Source organism: Streptomyces sp. V4I8 (assembly GCF_041261225.1).
In the GTDB taxonomy this organism is placed as follows: domain Bacteria; phylum Actinomycetota; class Actinomycetes; order Streptomycetales; family Streptomycetaceae; genus Streptomyces.
Genome location: NZ_JBGCCN010000002.1, coordinates 72,439 through 89,035, shown reverse-complemented (window position 1 = coordinate 89,035; position 16,597 = coordinate 72,439). Strand labels below are relative to the sequence as shown.

Sequence of the window (16,597 nt, the reverse complement as noted above, 5' to 3'; positions counted from 1 at the left end):
ACACCCGGGCCGTAGCCACTTCCGCTGCCGATTGGATAGTCGGCGCTGATACCTGCATACGTATGAGGAGAAAGCGAGGAAAGCCATGGGAACTCATTCGAAGCATCGAACTCAGGGACGTCATCGGAACTCCGCGCTGAAATGGAAGTCTACAGGCGACCCGAGCCGTCTGGGCATGGCAGCGGCCGTAATCGGTCTGACCGCCATGTCAGGGACCATCTTAGGTTCCGGACAGGCGCTGGCCATGGGCCCAGGAGGCACGGGACACGGTGCTGCGCCGCATGTCCCAGGCTCCAAAGTGCCGCAATCCCCTCAGCCCCCGGAATACGTCTACCGCGGTGTCAGTTTATGGCCTGACATGACGAACGGCCCCCACCCGCGCAACCCGACATATACAAGCCCGCCCCAGTTCCCCGAGTACAACCCCATCAATGCCTTCACGCATGGAATGCATGCTCAGGTAAATTTGAAGACGCTGGGCGGAATGAGTGGGGCAGAAAAAGAGAGGATGAAGAACTTTGGAATCCAGCAGCATCTTGCGGGCGGCGTAAGGAACTTAAGCCCTTTCATCTCGACCACGGCCAGCCACGATGTAGCTCTCCAGTTCGCCACGGGCTCGGGAAGCCAGCCAGCGACCTGGGGAATTGAGAGGCGTTTAGGCCCGAATGGACAATATCAAGATTTTGCCGTTAGTCGCGGACTCGTGTATAAGATTAAGTCTCCGTCCAATCTAATATCGGCCCAACATGTAGCTCACCAAGAGGGTGTGGACGGCAATACTGCCATCAAGCAAATGATGGGACAGCAAGAATGGATGGCCCTTCAGGAGATTCCTGGGTCAGCCATCCAAGGCGCCGAGATAGTCGAACGCGTTGCGCCGATTGACCCTAAGACGGGCCAACCAGGTAGATGGTCCGAGGCGGGGATTTCAAGTCACTACATGACTGTGGATAATAAGCCCATCGGAAATAAGCAGCAAGTGGGTTTCGATGGGGTTTCAAACGAACATTTCGATGCTCACAGTCGCGGGTATCAGGCCCCTAGAGAAACGACGCTTCTTGAAAAATTCAGTCCCTACCTACAGCAGTCTAGTATTCATGGCGACTCATCTAGGGGGATGAACCTCTCGTCGGCGGGCCACGAAAATTCTCACAGCTCATATGTGCCTTGTGGCCCATTCGGCCAGTCGTTCGGCCAGTCGTTGCCATTGACGGGGTGTGCACCTAGTGGCGGTCCGGCTGAGGAGCCGCCGAAGACGGTGCCGCCGACCTCAGGGAGTGGGTCGGATGGTGGCTCGGGGAATCGGTTTGCTCCGGGTGAGAAGCCGGGGGTGTCGCGGCAGCAGTCCTCGGGGCCGCCTGTGCAGGGTGCAGGGAATGTGCCGTCGGAGAGAGGGCATTCGTCGGGGGGTGGGGGTGTTACTAGTGGTGAGAAGCCGGTACCGTCGCCGCGGGATGTGGAGTTGCCGAAGACGTCGCCGGTGGGGGGGAGCGATAGGCGTCTGTCTGGGGTGGGTTTTGACCGGCCGGGTGGTGTGGATCTGTCTCGTTTGGCTCCGCGGTTCCGTGGCGTCATGAGGACATATCTGAAGTCGAACAATCCGCTTATGGATGGGTTCATGGCGGCTTATGCAACGCATTTAGAGTGGGCGCAGAAGAAGAAGGCGCTTGATCAGTATCCGACGCCTGAGCACACTCTGGAGGTGCGGGATGAGTTGTGGAAGGATTATATCCGGGCGCGTGGTCAGCGGCTGCTGGATATGCACAGGGAGGATTATGGGGGTGCCCGGGATAAGATTCAGACGTGGGCGGAGGGGGAGAAGGCGCGGGTGCGTCAGAGCTTTGAGGAGCGGATTTCTGCTGCACGGGGTGCGGAGCGGGATGCGCTTGTCCGGGAGCGGGATGCGAGGGTCCAGGCGATTGATGACCGTGCGAAGGGGGCGCTTGGGGATGTGGGGGCGAACCTGGACAGTATTTATTCTGATGAGGCTGTGAAGCAGCCGACGGAGGCGGAGAGAGCGGAGTGGAATTCGGAGTATAAGAAGGGGCAGCAGAAGTTTGCGGACGACTTTAAGGCCGGGCTGCTGTCGCCCTCCAGTTTCAAAGATGCCGGGCAAGCCTGGAAGTCGACCTTCACGGATGGCGATGCCCGTGAATACGGACGCCGGAATCTGTCATTCATTCAGCGATTCAAATACAATCTCGCGATGGGGCGCTATATCCCTAATCCGATTGGGGATTTGGGAACTGCGTATAACAATGAGCGTGTGAAGGAAAGAGTCGATCTGGCGAACAGGAAGAACCAGGAGGCGCTGGACGGAAATCCACTGAAAGAATTCAATCCTGACCCGGAGCGGGTGCGGAAGGGTTTCGAGGCCTCCCGCTACGAGCGGCAGTACAAGGGTGACGACGGTGGCCATCTGTCCGACAATACACAGCTTTATGGGAATGACGCAGTGAAGCTGTCTCTCACTGATGACAATGATGATGCGGATCAGAGTCTCCGTTTCCATGAAAACTACCGGAAGCTCGACAGGGACTTCGTGGAGCATCCACCGGAGCAGCTGGATCTCACGGGAAGAAAGTACTTGAAGCCGGATATGCACGATATCCGACAGTTTATTGCTCCCGAGGGGTCGGGGGCTCCTGATCTTTGGGTCGCGGAGGGTGCCGGCGGGCGTACTGTGGTGGCGCGTGATTCGGGGTATTCGCTGACGCCCAAGGAGGCTGCCGCTGCCCGCGTTGCGTTCAAAGGCCAGTTGCCCGAGCGGGTCGACAGGGAACTGGCACGGCAGGCAGGACAGCCGGTGCCGGTCATTCCCAAGGGCCAGCCGGACCCGGTCGGTGATGCCTACCAGCAGCTTACGCAGGACCTGGCTGCGGGGCGGGAACCGGTTTTGAAGACCCCGCTGACGAGGGAGCAGTGGCGGGACCTGCAGGCCAAGGTCAATGAGGCACGTGCCACGGCGGATGGCACGGGACAGATGCCGCCTGGTATGAGCGATCCACTGCTGCACAAGATGGGGTCCTATGCCCGTCGGCAGGCAAACGGAGAGGGCAACCAGCAGAACACGGCCGACGAGGCCGTCGATGAGTTCGGAAACCCCCTGCCGCCAGGTCAGCGGCCGTCCCGGCAGGCGGAGAACCAGGGCCACGCGCAGGCTGTGCATGGGGCGGTGACGCCGTCTGCGGGTGGGAACGGGGCGAGCCAGCAGGAGTTTGGGCAGGGCCGACCGGCGGGGGAGAACCTGCACGAGTCTGCCATGGCCGGCGGCAGCAGTTCTTCTCCGGCCAAGGAAACCCCGGGCGGTGCCACCAAGTCCGGCGAGAGCAAAGACTTGCGGTCTGATGTGCTGCCGGATGACGGGCCGTCGGAGGGTTCGAAGGCGCCTGAGTCTGGTGCGGGTGGCGGCCTGGATGGTGGTTCGGATGAGCCGCGGTTGAGGGTGGCGAAGAGTCCTGGGTTCGGGCCGTCGGAGGAGGGGGCGAAGCCGGAGGACCTGAAGCTGGGGCAGTCGCAGGGGCTGAAGCCGGCCGGTCAGTTGTCCTCGTCTGGTGAGCCGCAGGTTGGGGCAGATTCGGATAAGACTCAGCAGGATGAGGTTGGGAAGCCAGCTGAGGGGGACACTGGTCTGGGTGGCTGGCTGGATGCGTCTGTCAAGGCGGCGGGTAGTGGCAGCACCCCGGTTACGGGAGTCCCGGGCGACGCCGCTAAGCCCGTCAGCGCTCCGGCGGAGGGGCAGGTGTCTGGGCCGCAGCAGTCATTGGGGCTGAATCCGGGGCTGAATCCGGAGCTGGCGCAGTCGGCAACAAAGCCGCCTGTGCCTGCACTGAACGCCCAGCAGCCGGTTCAGTCGAAGGTGTCTGACCCACGGCAGTCGTCTGAGGCTGCTGTGTCGCAGCCGTCGGTGCAGACGTTGTTCCGGCAGCAGTCGTCGGATCCAGCTCCGGCGGCGGATGCTTCGGTCAAGTCGGGGAAGCCGCCTGCGGATACGCCAGTGGGTACGTTCCCGGACAGTGCACCTGCGCCCGCTGCTGCTGCGTTCGGTGCTGGAGTGGGTAAGGCTGCCGGCTGGCTGGGTTCGACGAACTACGCAGGTCTGTTCGCTGGTGGCGGCGGTGCCGGGGAGTCGGCTTCGTCGGGCAGTGCGGCGGCTGGTGATCTGACGAAGGCTGCGGCAGGTGACGCAGCTGGGGCGGTTTCCTCCGGGATGGCGTCCGTGTCCGGCCAGAACACCGGGGACCCGGCCAAGGCCACAGCCTGGGACCAGCTCAAAACCACAGGCAGCAACACCGCCTGGGGTCAGACGAAGGCCGTGGTGGGTGACGCAGCTGGGGCGGTTTCCTCCGGGATAGTGTCCGTGTCCGGCCAGAACACCGGAGACCCGGCGATGGTCTGGGGGCAGGTGAAGTCTGCGGGCAGTGATGGGGCTGGTTCTGCCGGGGCGGGGTCCGTGACGTCTGTGCCTGATGCGGCGAAGACTGAGAACAGTATGCTTCAGACGGAGTCGAACCAGACGAACTGGAACAACGTTTTCGCGGGTGGTGGCGGTACCGGGCAGACGTCTGGGACCGAGCTGGGCCTGCAGCAGTCTGTGGTTCAGCCGCAGCAGCCTGCGTCTGCGTCTGCGTCTGATGTGCAGTCTGTGGTTCAGCCGTTGCATTCTGCGCCGGTGTCTGGGGCGGAGCAGAAGTCGGATGTATCGGGTGTGGCTTCGCCGCCTGACAAGACTTTGCAGCAGCCCGTTCAGCAGGAGCAGTTTGTGGATCAGGGCCTGCAGCAGTCGCAGCAGCAGCCCGCAGCAGAGACGCCAGCGGCAGTCGCGCCAGCCGAGAACCAGGCTGCTCCTTCGGTCACCACACCGGGCCCAGCGCCCGCGGGTGAGGCTACGGCGTATGCGCCCACGCCCACCGGCGACTACTCCGGCTGAAACAACTCCGGCCAGGGGTGCAGCAGCTGACCGCTGCACCCCCAGCCGGATCCCTCGCCATGCCATACGCCTGCTGGATGGCACTTCAGCAGTGCAAGAACTGCTCTCGGGGCTTGAGTCTGTTGGGTGCGGGTGCGGGTGCGGGTGCGGGTGCGGGTTGGCGCGACGTCCGGGCCGGCCCGCACGGGCGGATCAGGGAAGGTCGAGGAGCGCCACCCCGTTCACGCTGCCCACGATCAGGATGGGCCGGCCGCTCGAGGTATCGGTGCCGACGTGTTCGATCCTGTTGCCGGTGACCAGGCAGAACACCTCGTCACCGGTGCGGACGTCACGGCCGACGACGGCGTCTTGCTCGCCCGTGATGAGGACGGAGCGCCCCTGGTCCGACAGATAGGCGGCCACGGTCTTGGCCCGGGCGCCCTTCAGGGAGCTGACCGAGCCGGTCGCGAAGTCGAGCACGTCCGTGCCGCCGTCGGCCCAGGAGACCGCCAGCGCGAGAGTGCCTTCGGGGTGCGGAATCAGGGCGACGGACCGCACCCGGTCGGAGCCGGTCATGACGATGTCGCCAGACCCCTCCGCCAGGTCGAAGAGAACGACGTGCCCCTCGGGGGCTTCGCCGCCGCTCGTGACCGGCCAGGTGGAGATGACGAGTGTCCGCGTACGACCTCAACTACAGAAGCGCGTACGACCTCACGTCCAGAGGTCGGCATCGGGATCATGCCACGGTGTCATCTCCTTCGATAGTGGTGAATCGGTTCTTGAGCCTGAAGCTCGGGCCGTTGATCGAAATGACCTCACAGTGGTGGAGGAGCCGGTCGAGGATGGCGGTGGCCAAGACCTCGTCGCCGAACACCTGGCCCCACTCGCTGAACGATTTGTTCGAGGTCAGCAAGATCGAGCCGGTCTCATACCTTTTCGAGACCAGCTGGAACACGAGGTTCGCCTCGGCCCGGTCCAGGGGCAGATAGCCGACCTCATCGACCACCAGGACGTGGGGCTTGAGGTAGGTACGCATCTTGGCCGCGAGACGCCCCTGGGCCTCTGCTTCCTTGAGCTGGCGGACCATGTCGTCCAGCGAGGTGAAGTAGACGGAGAAGCCGGCCTTGCAGGCCGCTATCGCGAGTCCCACCGCGAGGTGTGTCTTGCCTACTCCGGGCGGACCCATGAAGGCCGCGTTGGCCTTGGCCTCGACGAAGGAGAGGGCAGCGAGGTCCTTGACCTTGCGGACGTCGAGGTCGGGCTGGAAGGCGAAGTCGAAGTCATCCAGGGTCTTGTGGTGCGGCAGCTTCGACAGACGCAGGGCGGTGCGAAAGCGCCGTCCGTCGCGGACGCCGGTCTCTTCTTCCAGGACGAGATCGAGGAAGTCGAGGTAGCCCATCTTGTCGAGGTCGGCGCGGGCGGCCAGCTGCTCGAGACTGGCCGCGAGGTGGGGCAGGTTCAGCTTGTCGGCGTGCTTGCGGATCCGTGCGGTGATCAGGTCACTCATCAGTTCACTCCGGGCATCGTCAGGCCGGCGGCGAGGTCGTAGTCGGCCAGCGGGCGGCGGGAGACGGGGATGCGGGCGACCGCGGTGCGGGCCAGCAGGGCGTCCAGGGAGCCGGATTCAGACCTAGTGACGTCCGGGCGGTCTTGCTGGTCGGGCTCGTCGGCGGTGGTGACGCTGCGGGTGTGGCCGTCCGCGAGGCCATCCCAGTGGGCCTCATCGACCACCCAGCTGCCCCGCACGTCCGCCCGCTGATGGAGCGCGAGCAGGCTGTCGCTGCCCGCGGCCTCATCGAGGTGGTGGATGGCGATCTCGGCCTGCGCGACCCGGACTTCAACCTGCTGACCAGGACGGATACGGCGGGCGGGCACCGAGTAGAGGCTGCCCTCGAAGGAGACCAGGCAGTCCTTGCCGGCCCTGCGCAGGTGCCGCTCGACCACCCGGTAGGGATGCCCGGGCAGCGGGATCAGAGCGGCCCGGTCCTTCACGGCCCGCTCACCGATCACCTCACTGTGGGTGCGGTGGACCTGCCGACGTCGGATCGGCGCCCAGGCCATGAACGCCGCGTCCATCTCCGCGACGGAGCCGAAGGACCGGCCCGCCAGGACGTGATCACGGACAATGTCGACCTGCCTTTCGACGCGTCCCTTCCCCTGGGGCCGATAGGCCGCCAGGACGTCGATGTCGAAGCCGTAGGACGAGGCGAACGCGACCGCCTCGGGATGCAACGGCACCGCCTTGCCCGGCCCAACATGCCGCTTGACCACGGTCTTCGTCCGGTCGTAGACCACCGTGGCCGGAGTACCGCCGAAGTGCTCGAACGCGCGGCGGTGGCAGTCGAAGAACGTCGCCAGGTCCTGCGACGTGGTGAAGCAGCAAAACGGGTCCCGCGCATAGGACAGGACCATGTGAAACGAGTACACCTTGGCGATGCCGGCATGCGCGAGGATGCCGCCCTCATCACCCCAGTCGACCTGGGCCTGGCCCCCGGGCACGACCTCGAACCGGCGGTGCAGTCCGAACAACTGGCCTTCGTCCAGACCGAGTTCGACCCGGATACGGGGCCTGGCCTCGGCGACATACATCTTCACCCGCTGGTAGTGCCCCTCGAAGCCGTATTGATCGACCAGCCGCTCGTGGATCACCGCGGCCTTCAACTTGATGTCGACCCGCAGCCAAGCATCCACCACCGGCGCCAGCTTCGCTATCTTGCGGGGCTGGGTGCCCTTGCGCGACGGCGCCGCCGGCACCACCGCCCCCTCGGCGGCCAGGTACTTCTTCACCGTCCGCCAGTCATGCCCGGTCTCCCGGGCTATCGCGCTGATACTCACGCCCGCCTGATGCAGGGCACGGAACCTACGTAAGTCCATCCATTCCTCCGGATCCAGGATCATAAGAAGCGGTCACCCTTCGGACTCGTCTGCTCGGCCGCTGACGAACCGAAGGGTGATCGCCCCTTGCCTCGAACGTCTCTACGACGCGCCGAGAGCTCTGGACGTGAGGGTGTACGCCGCTATGGAGATGAGGGTGTACGCGGACAACGAGAAAGTCCCTGCCGTCGGCGGAGCGCAAGGGCAGCAGCCCCGACACGAGACCGTGGCCCAGCTCGACCTGGGCCGTCAGTTCACCGGTGTCGATGTCCCAGAAGCTCACGGTCGCGTCCTGGGATCCCCCGCTGACCAGGACGAGCGTCCCGTCCGCCCGGGTGAGCGTGGTCAGTTGGGCCACGCCACCGCTGTGACCGCTGAGAGCGGCGACCTCGGTGCCGGTGGACAGGTCCCAGAGCCGGATCCGGCCGTCGTACTCGCCGCGCTCCGAGAGTTGTCCCCCGACTGCCAGCAGCGTCCGGCCGTCCGGCGCCGTGAATCCGGTCACGGCCTCGACACTGCTGAGCCCCGTGCTGAACTCGAGGTCTTTCGCCCCCGTTTCGGCGTCCCAGACGCGCACCCAGCCGTCCCGGTGGCCGGTGGCGATCAGCAGCTTGCCCGAGGCCGGTTCGACGACCGCCTGGCAGGTCACGCTGTCGCTGCCCGGCTGCGGGGGCTCCGGCTCCAGGTCGCGCAGGGCTCCCAGATCCGCATCTTCCCGTCCCTGCCGCAACTGATCACCCGCCCGTCGGGAAGGGCGGTCACCGCATCGAGCGCGCCGCGGTGGCCCGGAAGCGCACCGAGGTGCCTGCCCGTGCGGGGGTCCCACACCCGGCTCATCACCACACCCACGCTCCGCATCGACCGCCACACCCCACTACCTGCCGCCACCGGACATCGGCCCGCGCCGCACTCGACCGGTGCCGACTAGCGGCTTGCCCGGTCCGGTGCGCAGCCGGCGGCCTGTGCCCTGAGGGTAAAAGCCTCATCTTGATTCCGCCGCCCGGGACCAGCCCCCGAAGCGATACGCGGCCACCGCCACCGACGCAGCAGCCGAACGGCCCACCCCCCCCCACCCCCGGCCGGTAATCCCGGCCAGGCCCAGACCGGCGGCCGGCCCGCACCGGGCGAAAAGCCAGCTCAACCCACCATGGGTGGCCAGCCCGGCGGGCTGTCATCGAACCGTCATAGAGCCGTCAAAGGGCCGGCACAGCGCCCTAGCCGTACACACATCTTCGCATCGGAAAGTGGCACCCACGTCGGACAACAAGGCCAAGACGGCAAGCACAGAAAATGCGGGCGAAGAAACTGTACCCGGTGATCTTGCGTGGAGGCCTGGAAGCCGATTCCAAGAAGTAATGGAACTTGAATGAGGCTGACCGCCCATTCTCAATCTGCAAGGAAAAATTATGGCACGTCACAAGAAAGCACGTCCCAGCTCGGTCACGGCGGCGAATCGCTATGCCGTCGTAACCCTTTCTCTGGGGGTCATCGGGGGAATAGGTGCAGCCGGGGCATCCGCCTTCGCTGCCTCGCCGCCCGCGGCCACGAAGGGGTCCGGTCCTTTCAGTATTGACGGAAATGGTGACATAAATTTTAAGCCGAACCTGACGCTACCTGGCCCTAAGGGGAGCAATATGGAGTTTCAGGTCTTGCCGGAAGCCAGTGGCAACGTATTTACGGGGAACGGCCATTTAAAGGTTGCCCCGAAGGTGAAGTTTAACATTGGGGGTAAAAATGTTGAACTTTCAGGTGTTGGACGGTGAGGTAACCAGAGAGGGGGACAGTATCAAGGGGCATTTGAAGCTTGCTCCGGGAGGGACGATCCCTCTTCCGAATGGAATGACCATCGGGGCTAAGGGTGGGTATGCTGGCCTCAACTTTGAGTGGACGGAGGAAAAGGGTCTTCAGCTTGAGGCTGAAGCGGGGACCAAGCCATCTCTCACGCTAGGTCGCGGCGGCGTTTCTGGCACGATTGAGGGCCTGGACACTGGGGCCAAATTGACATGGTCGGAGAACGGTGGGCTGAAATTTGAAGGCCATTTCAAGACCGAGCCGAAGTTTACGCTGGAGTCCGGTGGGGCCAGCGGTAGTATCCAGGGCCTGCACGCTGGCGCGAGCATCGAGGCTGACAAGGACGGATTCCGTTTCAAGGCAGAGGCCGGCGTCGCGCCGAAGTTCACTTTCACTCCTTCTAAGGGCGGTGATAGCTACGAGTTCAGCAACGTGAGTGCCGGGGGAAGTGTGGTCTACGACCAGAAGTCGGGCTGGCATATCGAGTCGAGTTTCAAGGTCAAGCCAACACTAAGGATCAATCACCCTGACGGCACCCATGAAGACCATAGTTTCACCTTGGCGGAAGGAGAGGCCAACTACCAGGGCAACGGTATATGGAAAGCCGATGTCAAGGCTCCCTGGTTCAGCGCCGACTTCAATGGAGATCCCCGGAATGAATTCCAGGGCAACATTCAAATCTTTGGGCACAATATTCCCTACCGTCTGGGTAGCGACAAACGTGAGGCAAACTCTGCATGGAGGAATGCGCGGCTAGAACTTCGGAGGCAAAACCCTGGGCCATATGGGGCGGCTGGCTGGAGCGATGCAGAGTTGGACGACCGTATCCGGGCTTTGGCGAAGGAAAAAAATATGGACCCAGACAAGGTCGCCAAAACGTTAGAGCACCAGTATGACGTCTATTCCGGTTCTGCTGGTCCGGACTCTGGGCCTGGGAACGGCAGCTTCAGTAACGGTGCTGGCGATAAGTATGTGCACATTCGGAATGGTCGCGACGAGCTCGTTCCTCTGAAGAAGGCGATCGAGGAACATCCGGACAAGCGCAAAGAGCTGGAGGCTGATGCCTTCCCCATGGCTAACGGGGGCTCACCCGTCGCTGGCCAGTCGTATGTGAACGTTGCCGGAAAATTCATGCCTCTGAAGGATGCGAAGCAAAAGTACCCGAACGACAGCGATCTGCAGCAGCATGCCTTCGTTAACGGGGCGGGGACCAGGCATGCGAGAAGTGCTGGATCTGAGCAGTTGTCGGGGTCGCAGGATCGGCATCAGATCGGGGACCAGAGTGATGCTGCGCGTGCGTCACTGGATACGAGTCAGCTCGGTCAGCAGCAGGAGCATAAGCCGCAGGACCTCAAGCAGCCGAATGGGCAGGATACGCCGCAGGCGGCGATGTCTGGGCAGCCATCGCCGGGATCCCAGAAGCAGGCCCAGGCTGAGCCTCATGCACAGCGTGGCGTGAATCCGCTGGCGGAGCAGCAGGGGAAGAAGCTGGAGGACCTCAAGGAGTCTCAGGGGCAGAGCACGTCGGCTCAGCCGTCGGTTGGCGTGCCGCAGTCTTCGAAGCTGGCGCAGCCGCAGGGTGCGGGTGAGCAGGGTGTGTCTTCTGGTTCGGCTGTGTCGGGCCCGGCTGCAGTTGACGGCAAGAGCGCTATGCGGGCGGCTGCTGCTGATCCAAAGGGTCTGCAGTCTGCGGCGGATGCTCACGCTGGCGGGAATCCAGATTCGCAGCTGAATGATCCGAAACCGTCTGATGTTTTGGCCCGGCACGCTCAGCTGGGTGGTGATGCCGCGAAGTTTGTGCAGGACGGCGCGGGCGTCACCGGTGGGTCGGCTGTATCCACGGCGGATCCGAAGGGGCAGGTTGCACAGCCGGTCGGCGGTACGCTGGGGAAGGAGCAAGCCGATCTGGCTGGGCAGGACGCCAAGTCTGCGGGGCAGCAGGCTGACGACAGCAAGACGCTGGTTGGGTCGGATGGTGCTGGTTCTGCTACCCCGGGCGCGTCGTCGGGTGATCATTGGGACAGGTGGAGGCAGCAGACCTTTGGCCAGCGTCAGGCGAGCCCGGAGGAGAAGTCGGCCGCGGACGTCTCAACCGTCACAGGTACGCAAAGCCCGCAGGCGGGTGGTGGGGATCTGTCCAAGCCCGCTGCGGCTCCTTCCAACCCTGCTGGAACCGCTGGCTCTGGGGCCGCGAATGGCTTAACGGGGTCGGATGCTCTGAAGGCGGCGGGGTCCGGCTTAGTGGACGCATCATCGGCTGTTAAGGGCCTGCGGAGAAACAAGTCGTTGCTTCCCTGGTTGCTCGTCGTTGTTGTGGTATGGGGATGCTGGAGGGGGTTGAGGCGGCTCTGGCCGCGAAGTTCGAGGCGTTGTTCCCGCACTTGGACGAGCGTCAGCGCCGGTTGGCCATAGGGGCGGAGGCCCGGTCGCTGGGGCATGGCGGGATCCGGGTGGTGGCCCGTGCGGCCGGGGTGCGTGAGGGCACCGTCTCCCGTGGGGTTGCTGAACTGGAGTCCGGGGCAGCCCCGTTGGGCCGGGCCCGCCGGGAAGGCGGAGGCCGCAAGCGTGCGGTGGAGCTCGATCCGGGACTGCGGCCCGCGCTGCTGGCCCTTGTCGAGCCGGACATGCGGGGTGATCCGATGTCGCCACTGCGCTGGACGGTGAAGTCGACCCGTCACCTGGCCGCCGAGCTGACCGGGCAGGGCCACCGCATCTCGGCGGAGACCGTGGCCGACCTGCTGCGTGAGGAGGGCTTCAGTCTCCAGGGCAACGCCAAGACCGTAGAGGGCAGGCAACACCCGGACCGCGATGGCCAGTTCCGCTACATCAACGAGCGGGCCAAGGAGTATCAGGCTGCCGGGGACCCGGTGGTCAGCGTCGACACCAAGAAGAAGGAAGTCGTCGGCAACTACAAGAACGCCGGCGGCGAGTGGCACCGCAAGGGCGAACCGGTCCGGGTGCGGACGCACGACTTCCCGGACCCGGAGCTGGGCAAGGCCATCCCGTACGGGATCTACGATCTGGCCGCGGACACCGGATGGGTCAGCGTCGGCACCGACCACGACACTGCAGCGTTCGCCGTGGAGTCCATCCGCCGCTGGTGGAACAGCCAGGGGCGGGGCGCCTATCCGCACGCGCGGCGGCTGCTGGTCACCGCGGACGCGGGCGGCTCGAACGGCTACCGCACCCGCGCCTGGAAAGCCGAACTCGCCGCCCTGGCCCTTCAGACGGGCCTGGACATCACCGTCTGTCACTTTCCGCCAGGTACTTCAAAATGGAACAAGGTGGAGCACCGGCTGTTCTCCCACATCACCATGAACTGGCGCGGCAGGCCGCTGACCAGCCACGAAGTCATCGTGAACAGCATCGCCGCGACGACCACCCGGACCGGGCTGACGGTGCACGCCGAACTCGACACAGGCGCCTACGAGACCGGAGTCCGGATCAGTGACCGGCAGCTGGATGCCCTGCCCCTGCACCGCCACGAATGGCACGGTGACTGGAACTACACACTGCGGCCCGAGGCATACACCCAGGTCAGCGACGCACCGGACCCCTTCGACCAGCCCAGCCCCGACCTCGCCTGGCTCTGCTACCCCACCCTGACCGGCATGCCGGCCCCAGAGTGGGAAGCCCTGATCACCACGCTCACCACCCTCCACGAGAGCCAACGCGAGACGGCGCTGGACAAGCGGCGCGGCCATCGCCCACGAGTCAAAGGCGACGGCACCACCGGCCGCCGCCCCATCCTCACCCTCGCCGACCGGCTCCTGGCCACCCTCCTCCACCAGCGACTCGGGCTCCCGCAGGTCGCCATCGCCCGCCTCTTCGGCGTCACGCCATTCACCATCAACCGGCGCATTCGCGACATCCGCCAGCTCCTCGAGGCAGCCGGGCACACCATTCAACCCGCCGACCAGCACCTCGCCACCCTCGACGACCTCCGCTGCCTCGCCAGCACGGCAGGCATCACCATCCCTACAGAGATCAAGACGGCGAGTTAATAATCCGCAGGTCCTAAGCCTGCGGACAGCTCCAGCGCTTCCGCCTTCACGAATCCTTCGAATGCGCCCGCGACCAACCTCGGACAGCAGGCTCCGACGACGCCTGCGGCTGCGAACCCGACCGCATCTGCGACGGTGGGTGGGGTTGGGGAGTCGGCGAAGCTGGCAGGAGGGGCGGTAGCGGATGCCTCAACCTCCGCGGGTGTTCAAGGCCTTCAGTCGGGTGCGGGTTTGGCGAAGTTGGCTGCTGACGCTTCCCCTGCGGGCGGCTTGTTGGACCCAGCGGCTGTGAAGGCCGGGGGTTCCGGCCTGGCGGATAACTCAGTGGCGGCCAAGCTGGCGGACAGCTCCAGTGGTTCCGCTTCCACGAAGCTGTCGGATACGCCTGCGGCTGGTCTTGGGCAGCAGGCCCCGACTGCGATAGCTGCGGCTCCGAATCCGACCACGCCTGCTCCGGCTGCTGATGGCTCATCCTCTGCGGCTGGTTGGCAGCCGGGGGCTCAGACGAACTGGGCTGATCTTTTGAAGGATCCGTCGAATGTGCCTGGGGCATCTCAGGCTGCGTCCCCGACGGCTTCTGCTCCTGTGGGGCAGACGTCTCTGGCTGATCCGCAGCCGTCTGACATGCAGCAGCCCGTTCAGCAGCAGTTTGTGGATCAGGGCCTGCAGCAGCCGCAGCCGCAGTCGCAGCCGGTTGAGACTCCGCAGTATCAGTCGCAGGGTGTCTCTGGCGGTTACGACACCGGTAACTATGCCAGTGGCGGTTCTTACTGAGGCATGGTGGTTGCTTGTCTGCCCGTTGTGGGCAGCCAGGGCGTTCACCGGCGTGTTCTCCCTTATGGAGCGCTACGTCTTCAGTTCAGCCGAGGCATGTAGGCAAGGCCAGGGCGCACCCCGCCGTGCGGGGTGCGCCCTGGCGCCGCACCGCAGGGAGCGGGTGTACGGGATCCGGCGGCTGCGCTGGAGGCTGGTGTGGGGCAGGAGGTTTCCCCGGGTGTGAGCTGTCGGCGCAGTCTTCGGTGTCTGTGGCTGGGCTGCAGGGTGCGGTTTCACCGGTCAGGGTGTCTTCCTTCGCCACGCGGGCGCCCACCGCATCCCCCACGCTGCCCCGGACGGTCAGCATCTCGAAGCTCGTTGCTTCCTGCTCGTCGACCGGTGTCTGCCCTGGCGCGCCAGCCGGCGGGGGCTTGGGCGAGGAGCCGTTGCCGCTCCCGCTCGTCTAGGCCTTGCCCTCGACGAGCCGGCGGGGCGGCCGTGGACCGACGTACTCCTGTCGCCGTGGAAGTAGCCCGATCCGACTCAGCTCGCTGCGCACCCAACTCGCCTCCGTGCGAGCGCAGTTGTCCTCGGAGCTGAGCAGCCAGTGCCCGCCTTCCGCAGAGCAGGCCGCAATCGCTTCGAGAAGCCCCTGCGCGACGGATGGCGTCCTGCGACGTGGTGTAGGCGATCGAGGTGTGGGTGTGCGCGGGTGTCTGCCCGGGGCGCACGCCTGATGGGGGTGGCCGCTCCCTGACCAAGGGGTGGGCCACCGTGCAACTCTCCCTGCTAAAACGCCAGTTCAAGCGATGGGAGTGCACGATGGCCCTGTCCCAGGATGACTTACTGCGGTTGCTTCGGTCACTACGCTCGTCCGATGGAATCGAGCTGGTCCGCAGTGTGGCCGAGCGGATGCTGCAGGAACTGATCGAGGCCGAGACCGCCGCGCACATCGGTGCCGAGTGGAACGAGCACACCGCCTCGCGAACGGCGTTCCGCAACGGGCACCGCGACAAGACCCTGACCACGCAGGCCGGCGACCTGGACCTTCAGATCCCCAAGCTCCGCACCGGCGGCTTCTTCCCCAGCCTGCTCGAGCGCAGGCGCCGCATCGACCAGGCACTCTACGCCGTGATCATGGAAGCCTACGTCCACGGAGTCTCCACCCGCTCCGTCGACGACCTGGTCAAGGCCCTGGGCGGGGACAGCGGGATATCCAAGAGCGAGGTCTCCCGGATCTGCGGCGAGCTGGACGAGCCGCTGACCGCCTTTCGCACCCGGCCCCTGGACCACACCCGGTTCCCCTACATCTACCTGGACGCGACGTACTGCAAGGTACGGGTGAACCACCAGATCGTCTCCCAGGCCGTGGTCATCGCCACCGGCATCACCGAGGACGGCGGCCGCGAGGTCCTCGGGACCGCTGTCGGCGACAGCGAGAGCGAGGCATTCTGGTCCGAGTTCCTGCGCTCCTTGCGCGAGCGCGGCCTGTCCGGGGTGCGCCTGGTCATCGCCGACCACCACAGCGGCCTGGTCAAGGCGATCCGCAAGGTCATGCTGGGATCCGCCTACCAGCGCTGTCGTGTCCATTTCCTGCGCAACTGCTTCGCACACATCCCCAAGGGGACCGGCGAGATGGTCGCCGCGACCATCCGCACCGTCTTCGCCCAGCCCACCGCCCAAGCGGTCCAAGCCCAGCTGGACACCGTCGCCGACATGCTCGGCGAGCGGTTCCCCAAGGTCAAAGAAATGCTCCTGGACGCGAAGGAAGACCTGACCGCGTTCGCCGTCTTCCCCCTCCAGCACTGGAAATGTGAGGTGTGGGTTGGGTGTCGTTGAGGTCGCTGGTTGATGCGGGTGTGCGTCCAGTAGTCCGGGCATCATTGCAGATCAGAAGGGATGTGGGGTGATGTAACCGGATGTCAAGCTCAGGGCAGCCTGCCGGTGAAAGTCCGGTCTGGGGAGACGCCAGGGTCCCCGGTAGCGGGGCTCCCGGCATCGGTTGAGATGCCGGTGTCGAAGCGGAGCGACGAGCATCCCTTGGGGGTGTCGCGACCGGCCGGTCCGCAACATCAAGTGAAGTCTGCAGCGTCGTTACAGCCCCCGCCCGGGAGGGCGGGTCAAGGAGGAGCCGAGCCCGTACTCACAGGGCGAAGGCCACGGAAGACGTCCCAGATCCTGGAGCGGGCGTCGAGGAACCTCCCGGCGTAAGGGGCGTGGAACGGCCGGAGGGTTGTCCTGGGAACTGGAGAGGGCCTCCTCG

8 protein-coding genes and 1 pseudogene are annotated in these 16,597 nt (G+C 64.9%); 5 read left to right on the top strand and 4 right to left on the bottom strand.

Translation table 11 applies throughout. The features are described from left to right. The first annotated feature begins 1,573 nt into the window (after positions 1–1,573). Positions 1,574–4,930, top strand: coding sequence for a hypothetical protein (locus ABIE67_RS46455; RefSeq protein WP_370270014.1), 3,357 nt, complete (start codon positions 1,574–1,576; stop codon positions 4,928–4,930). Between the two features lie 192 nt (positions 4,931–5,122). On the opposite strand, the gene ABIE67_RS46450 is transcribed toward ABIE67_RS46455, so the two are convergent. From ABIE67_RS46450 to ABIE67_RS46435, 4 genes are all read right to left on the bottom strand, one after another. Next, on the bottom strand, positions 5,123–5,485 hold the full coding sequence (locus ABIE67_RS46450; protein WP_370270010.1) for a hypothetical protein: 363 nt from the start codon (positions 5,483–5,485) through the stop codon (positions 5,123–5,125). A gap of 160 nt (positions 5,486–5,645) precedes the next feature. Beyond that, positions 5,646–6,416 carry an IS21-like element helper ATPase IstB gene (istB, locus tag ABIE67_RS46445; protein ID WP_370252131.1) on the bottom strand — a complete coding sequence of 257 codons (771 nt, stop codon included), beginning with the start codon at positions 6,414–6,416 and terminating at the stop codon, positions 5,646–5,648. Next, a complete protein-coding gene (gene istA, locus ABIE67_RS46440) occupies positions 6,416–7,783 on the bottom strand; it encodes an IS21 family transposase (RefSeq protein ID WP_370252136.1) in 1,368 nt (455 codons plus the stop codon). Before istA ends, istB begins: the two co-directional genes overlap by 1 nt. Then, positions 7,770–8,513 carry a WD40 repeat domain-containing protein gene (locus ABIE67_RS46435; RefSeq protein ID WP_370270008.1) on the bottom strand — a complete coding sequence of 248 codons (744 nt, stop codon included), beginning with the start codon at positions 8,511–8,513 and terminating at the stop codon, positions 7,770–7,772. Before ABIE67_RS46435 ends, istA begins: the two co-directional genes overlap by 14 nt. Before the next feature lie 1,109 nt (positions 8,514–9,622). On the opposite strand from ABIE67_RS46435, the gene ABIE67_RS46430 reads away from it, so the two are divergent. The 4 genes and pseudogenes from ABIE67_RS46430 to ABIE67_RS46415 form a co-directional block, all read left to right on the top strand. Further along, positions 9,623–11,986 carry a hypothetical protein gene (locus ABIE67_RS46430; protein WP_370270005.1) on the top strand — a complete coding sequence of 788 codons (2,364 nt, stop codon included), beginning with the start codon at positions 9,623–9,625 and terminating at the stop codon, positions 11,984–11,986. Beyond that, positions 11,899–13,578, top strand: a complete 1,680-nt coding sequence (locus ABIE67_RS46425) for an ISAzo13 family transposase (protein WP_370270001.1) — start codon at positions 11,899–11,901, stop codon at positions 13,576–13,578. Before ABIE67_RS46430 ends, ABIE67_RS46425 begins: the two co-directional genes overlap by 88 nt. 624 nt (positions 13,579–14,202) lie before the next feature. Beyond that, positions 14,203–14,352, top strand: coding sequence for a hypothetical protein (locus ABIE67_RS46420; protein ID WP_370269997.1), 150 nt, complete (start codon positions 14,203–14,205; stop codon positions 14,350–14,352). Positions 14,353–15,156: 804 nt separating this feature from the next. Further along, a pseudogene (locus tag ABIE67_RS46415) lies at positions 15,157–16,158 on the top strand (IS256 family transposase); the annotation flags it as partial. Positions 16,159–16,597 lie beyond the last annotated feature (439 nt).

What these genes read in the sequence shown, in the direction of transcription:
- ABIE67_RS46455 (WP_370270014.1), top strand. Translation starts at nt 1,574, where the DNA reads ATGAGGACATATCTGAAGTCGAACAATCCGCTTATGGATGGGTTCATG.
- istA (WP_370252136.1), bottom strand. Translation starts at nt 7,783, where the DNA reads ATGGACTTACGTAGGTTCCGTGCCCTGCATCAGGCGGGCGTGAGTATC.
- ABIE67_RS46420 (WP_370269997.1), top strand. Translation starts at nt 14,203, where the DNA reads ATGCAGCAGCCCGTTCAGCAGCAGTTTGTGGATCAGGGCCTGCAGCAG.
- ABIE67_RS46430 (WP_370270005.1), top strand. Translation starts at nt 9,623, where the DNA reads ATGACCATCGGGGCTAAGGGTGGGTATGCTGGCCTCAACTTTGAGTGG.
- istB (WP_370252131.1), bottom strand. Translation starts at nt 6,416, where the DNA reads ATGAGTGACCTGATCACCGCACGGATCCGCAAGCACGCCGACAAGCTG.
- ABIE67_RS46425 (WP_370270001.1), top strand. Translation starts at nt 11,899, where the DNA reads ATGCTGGAGGGGGTTGAGGCGGCTCTGGCCGCGAAGTTCGAGGCGTTG.
- ABIE67_RS46450 (WP_370270010.1), bottom strand. Translation starts at nt 5,485, where the DNA reads ATGACCGGCTCCGACCGGGTGCGGTCCGTCGCCCTGATTCCGCACCCC.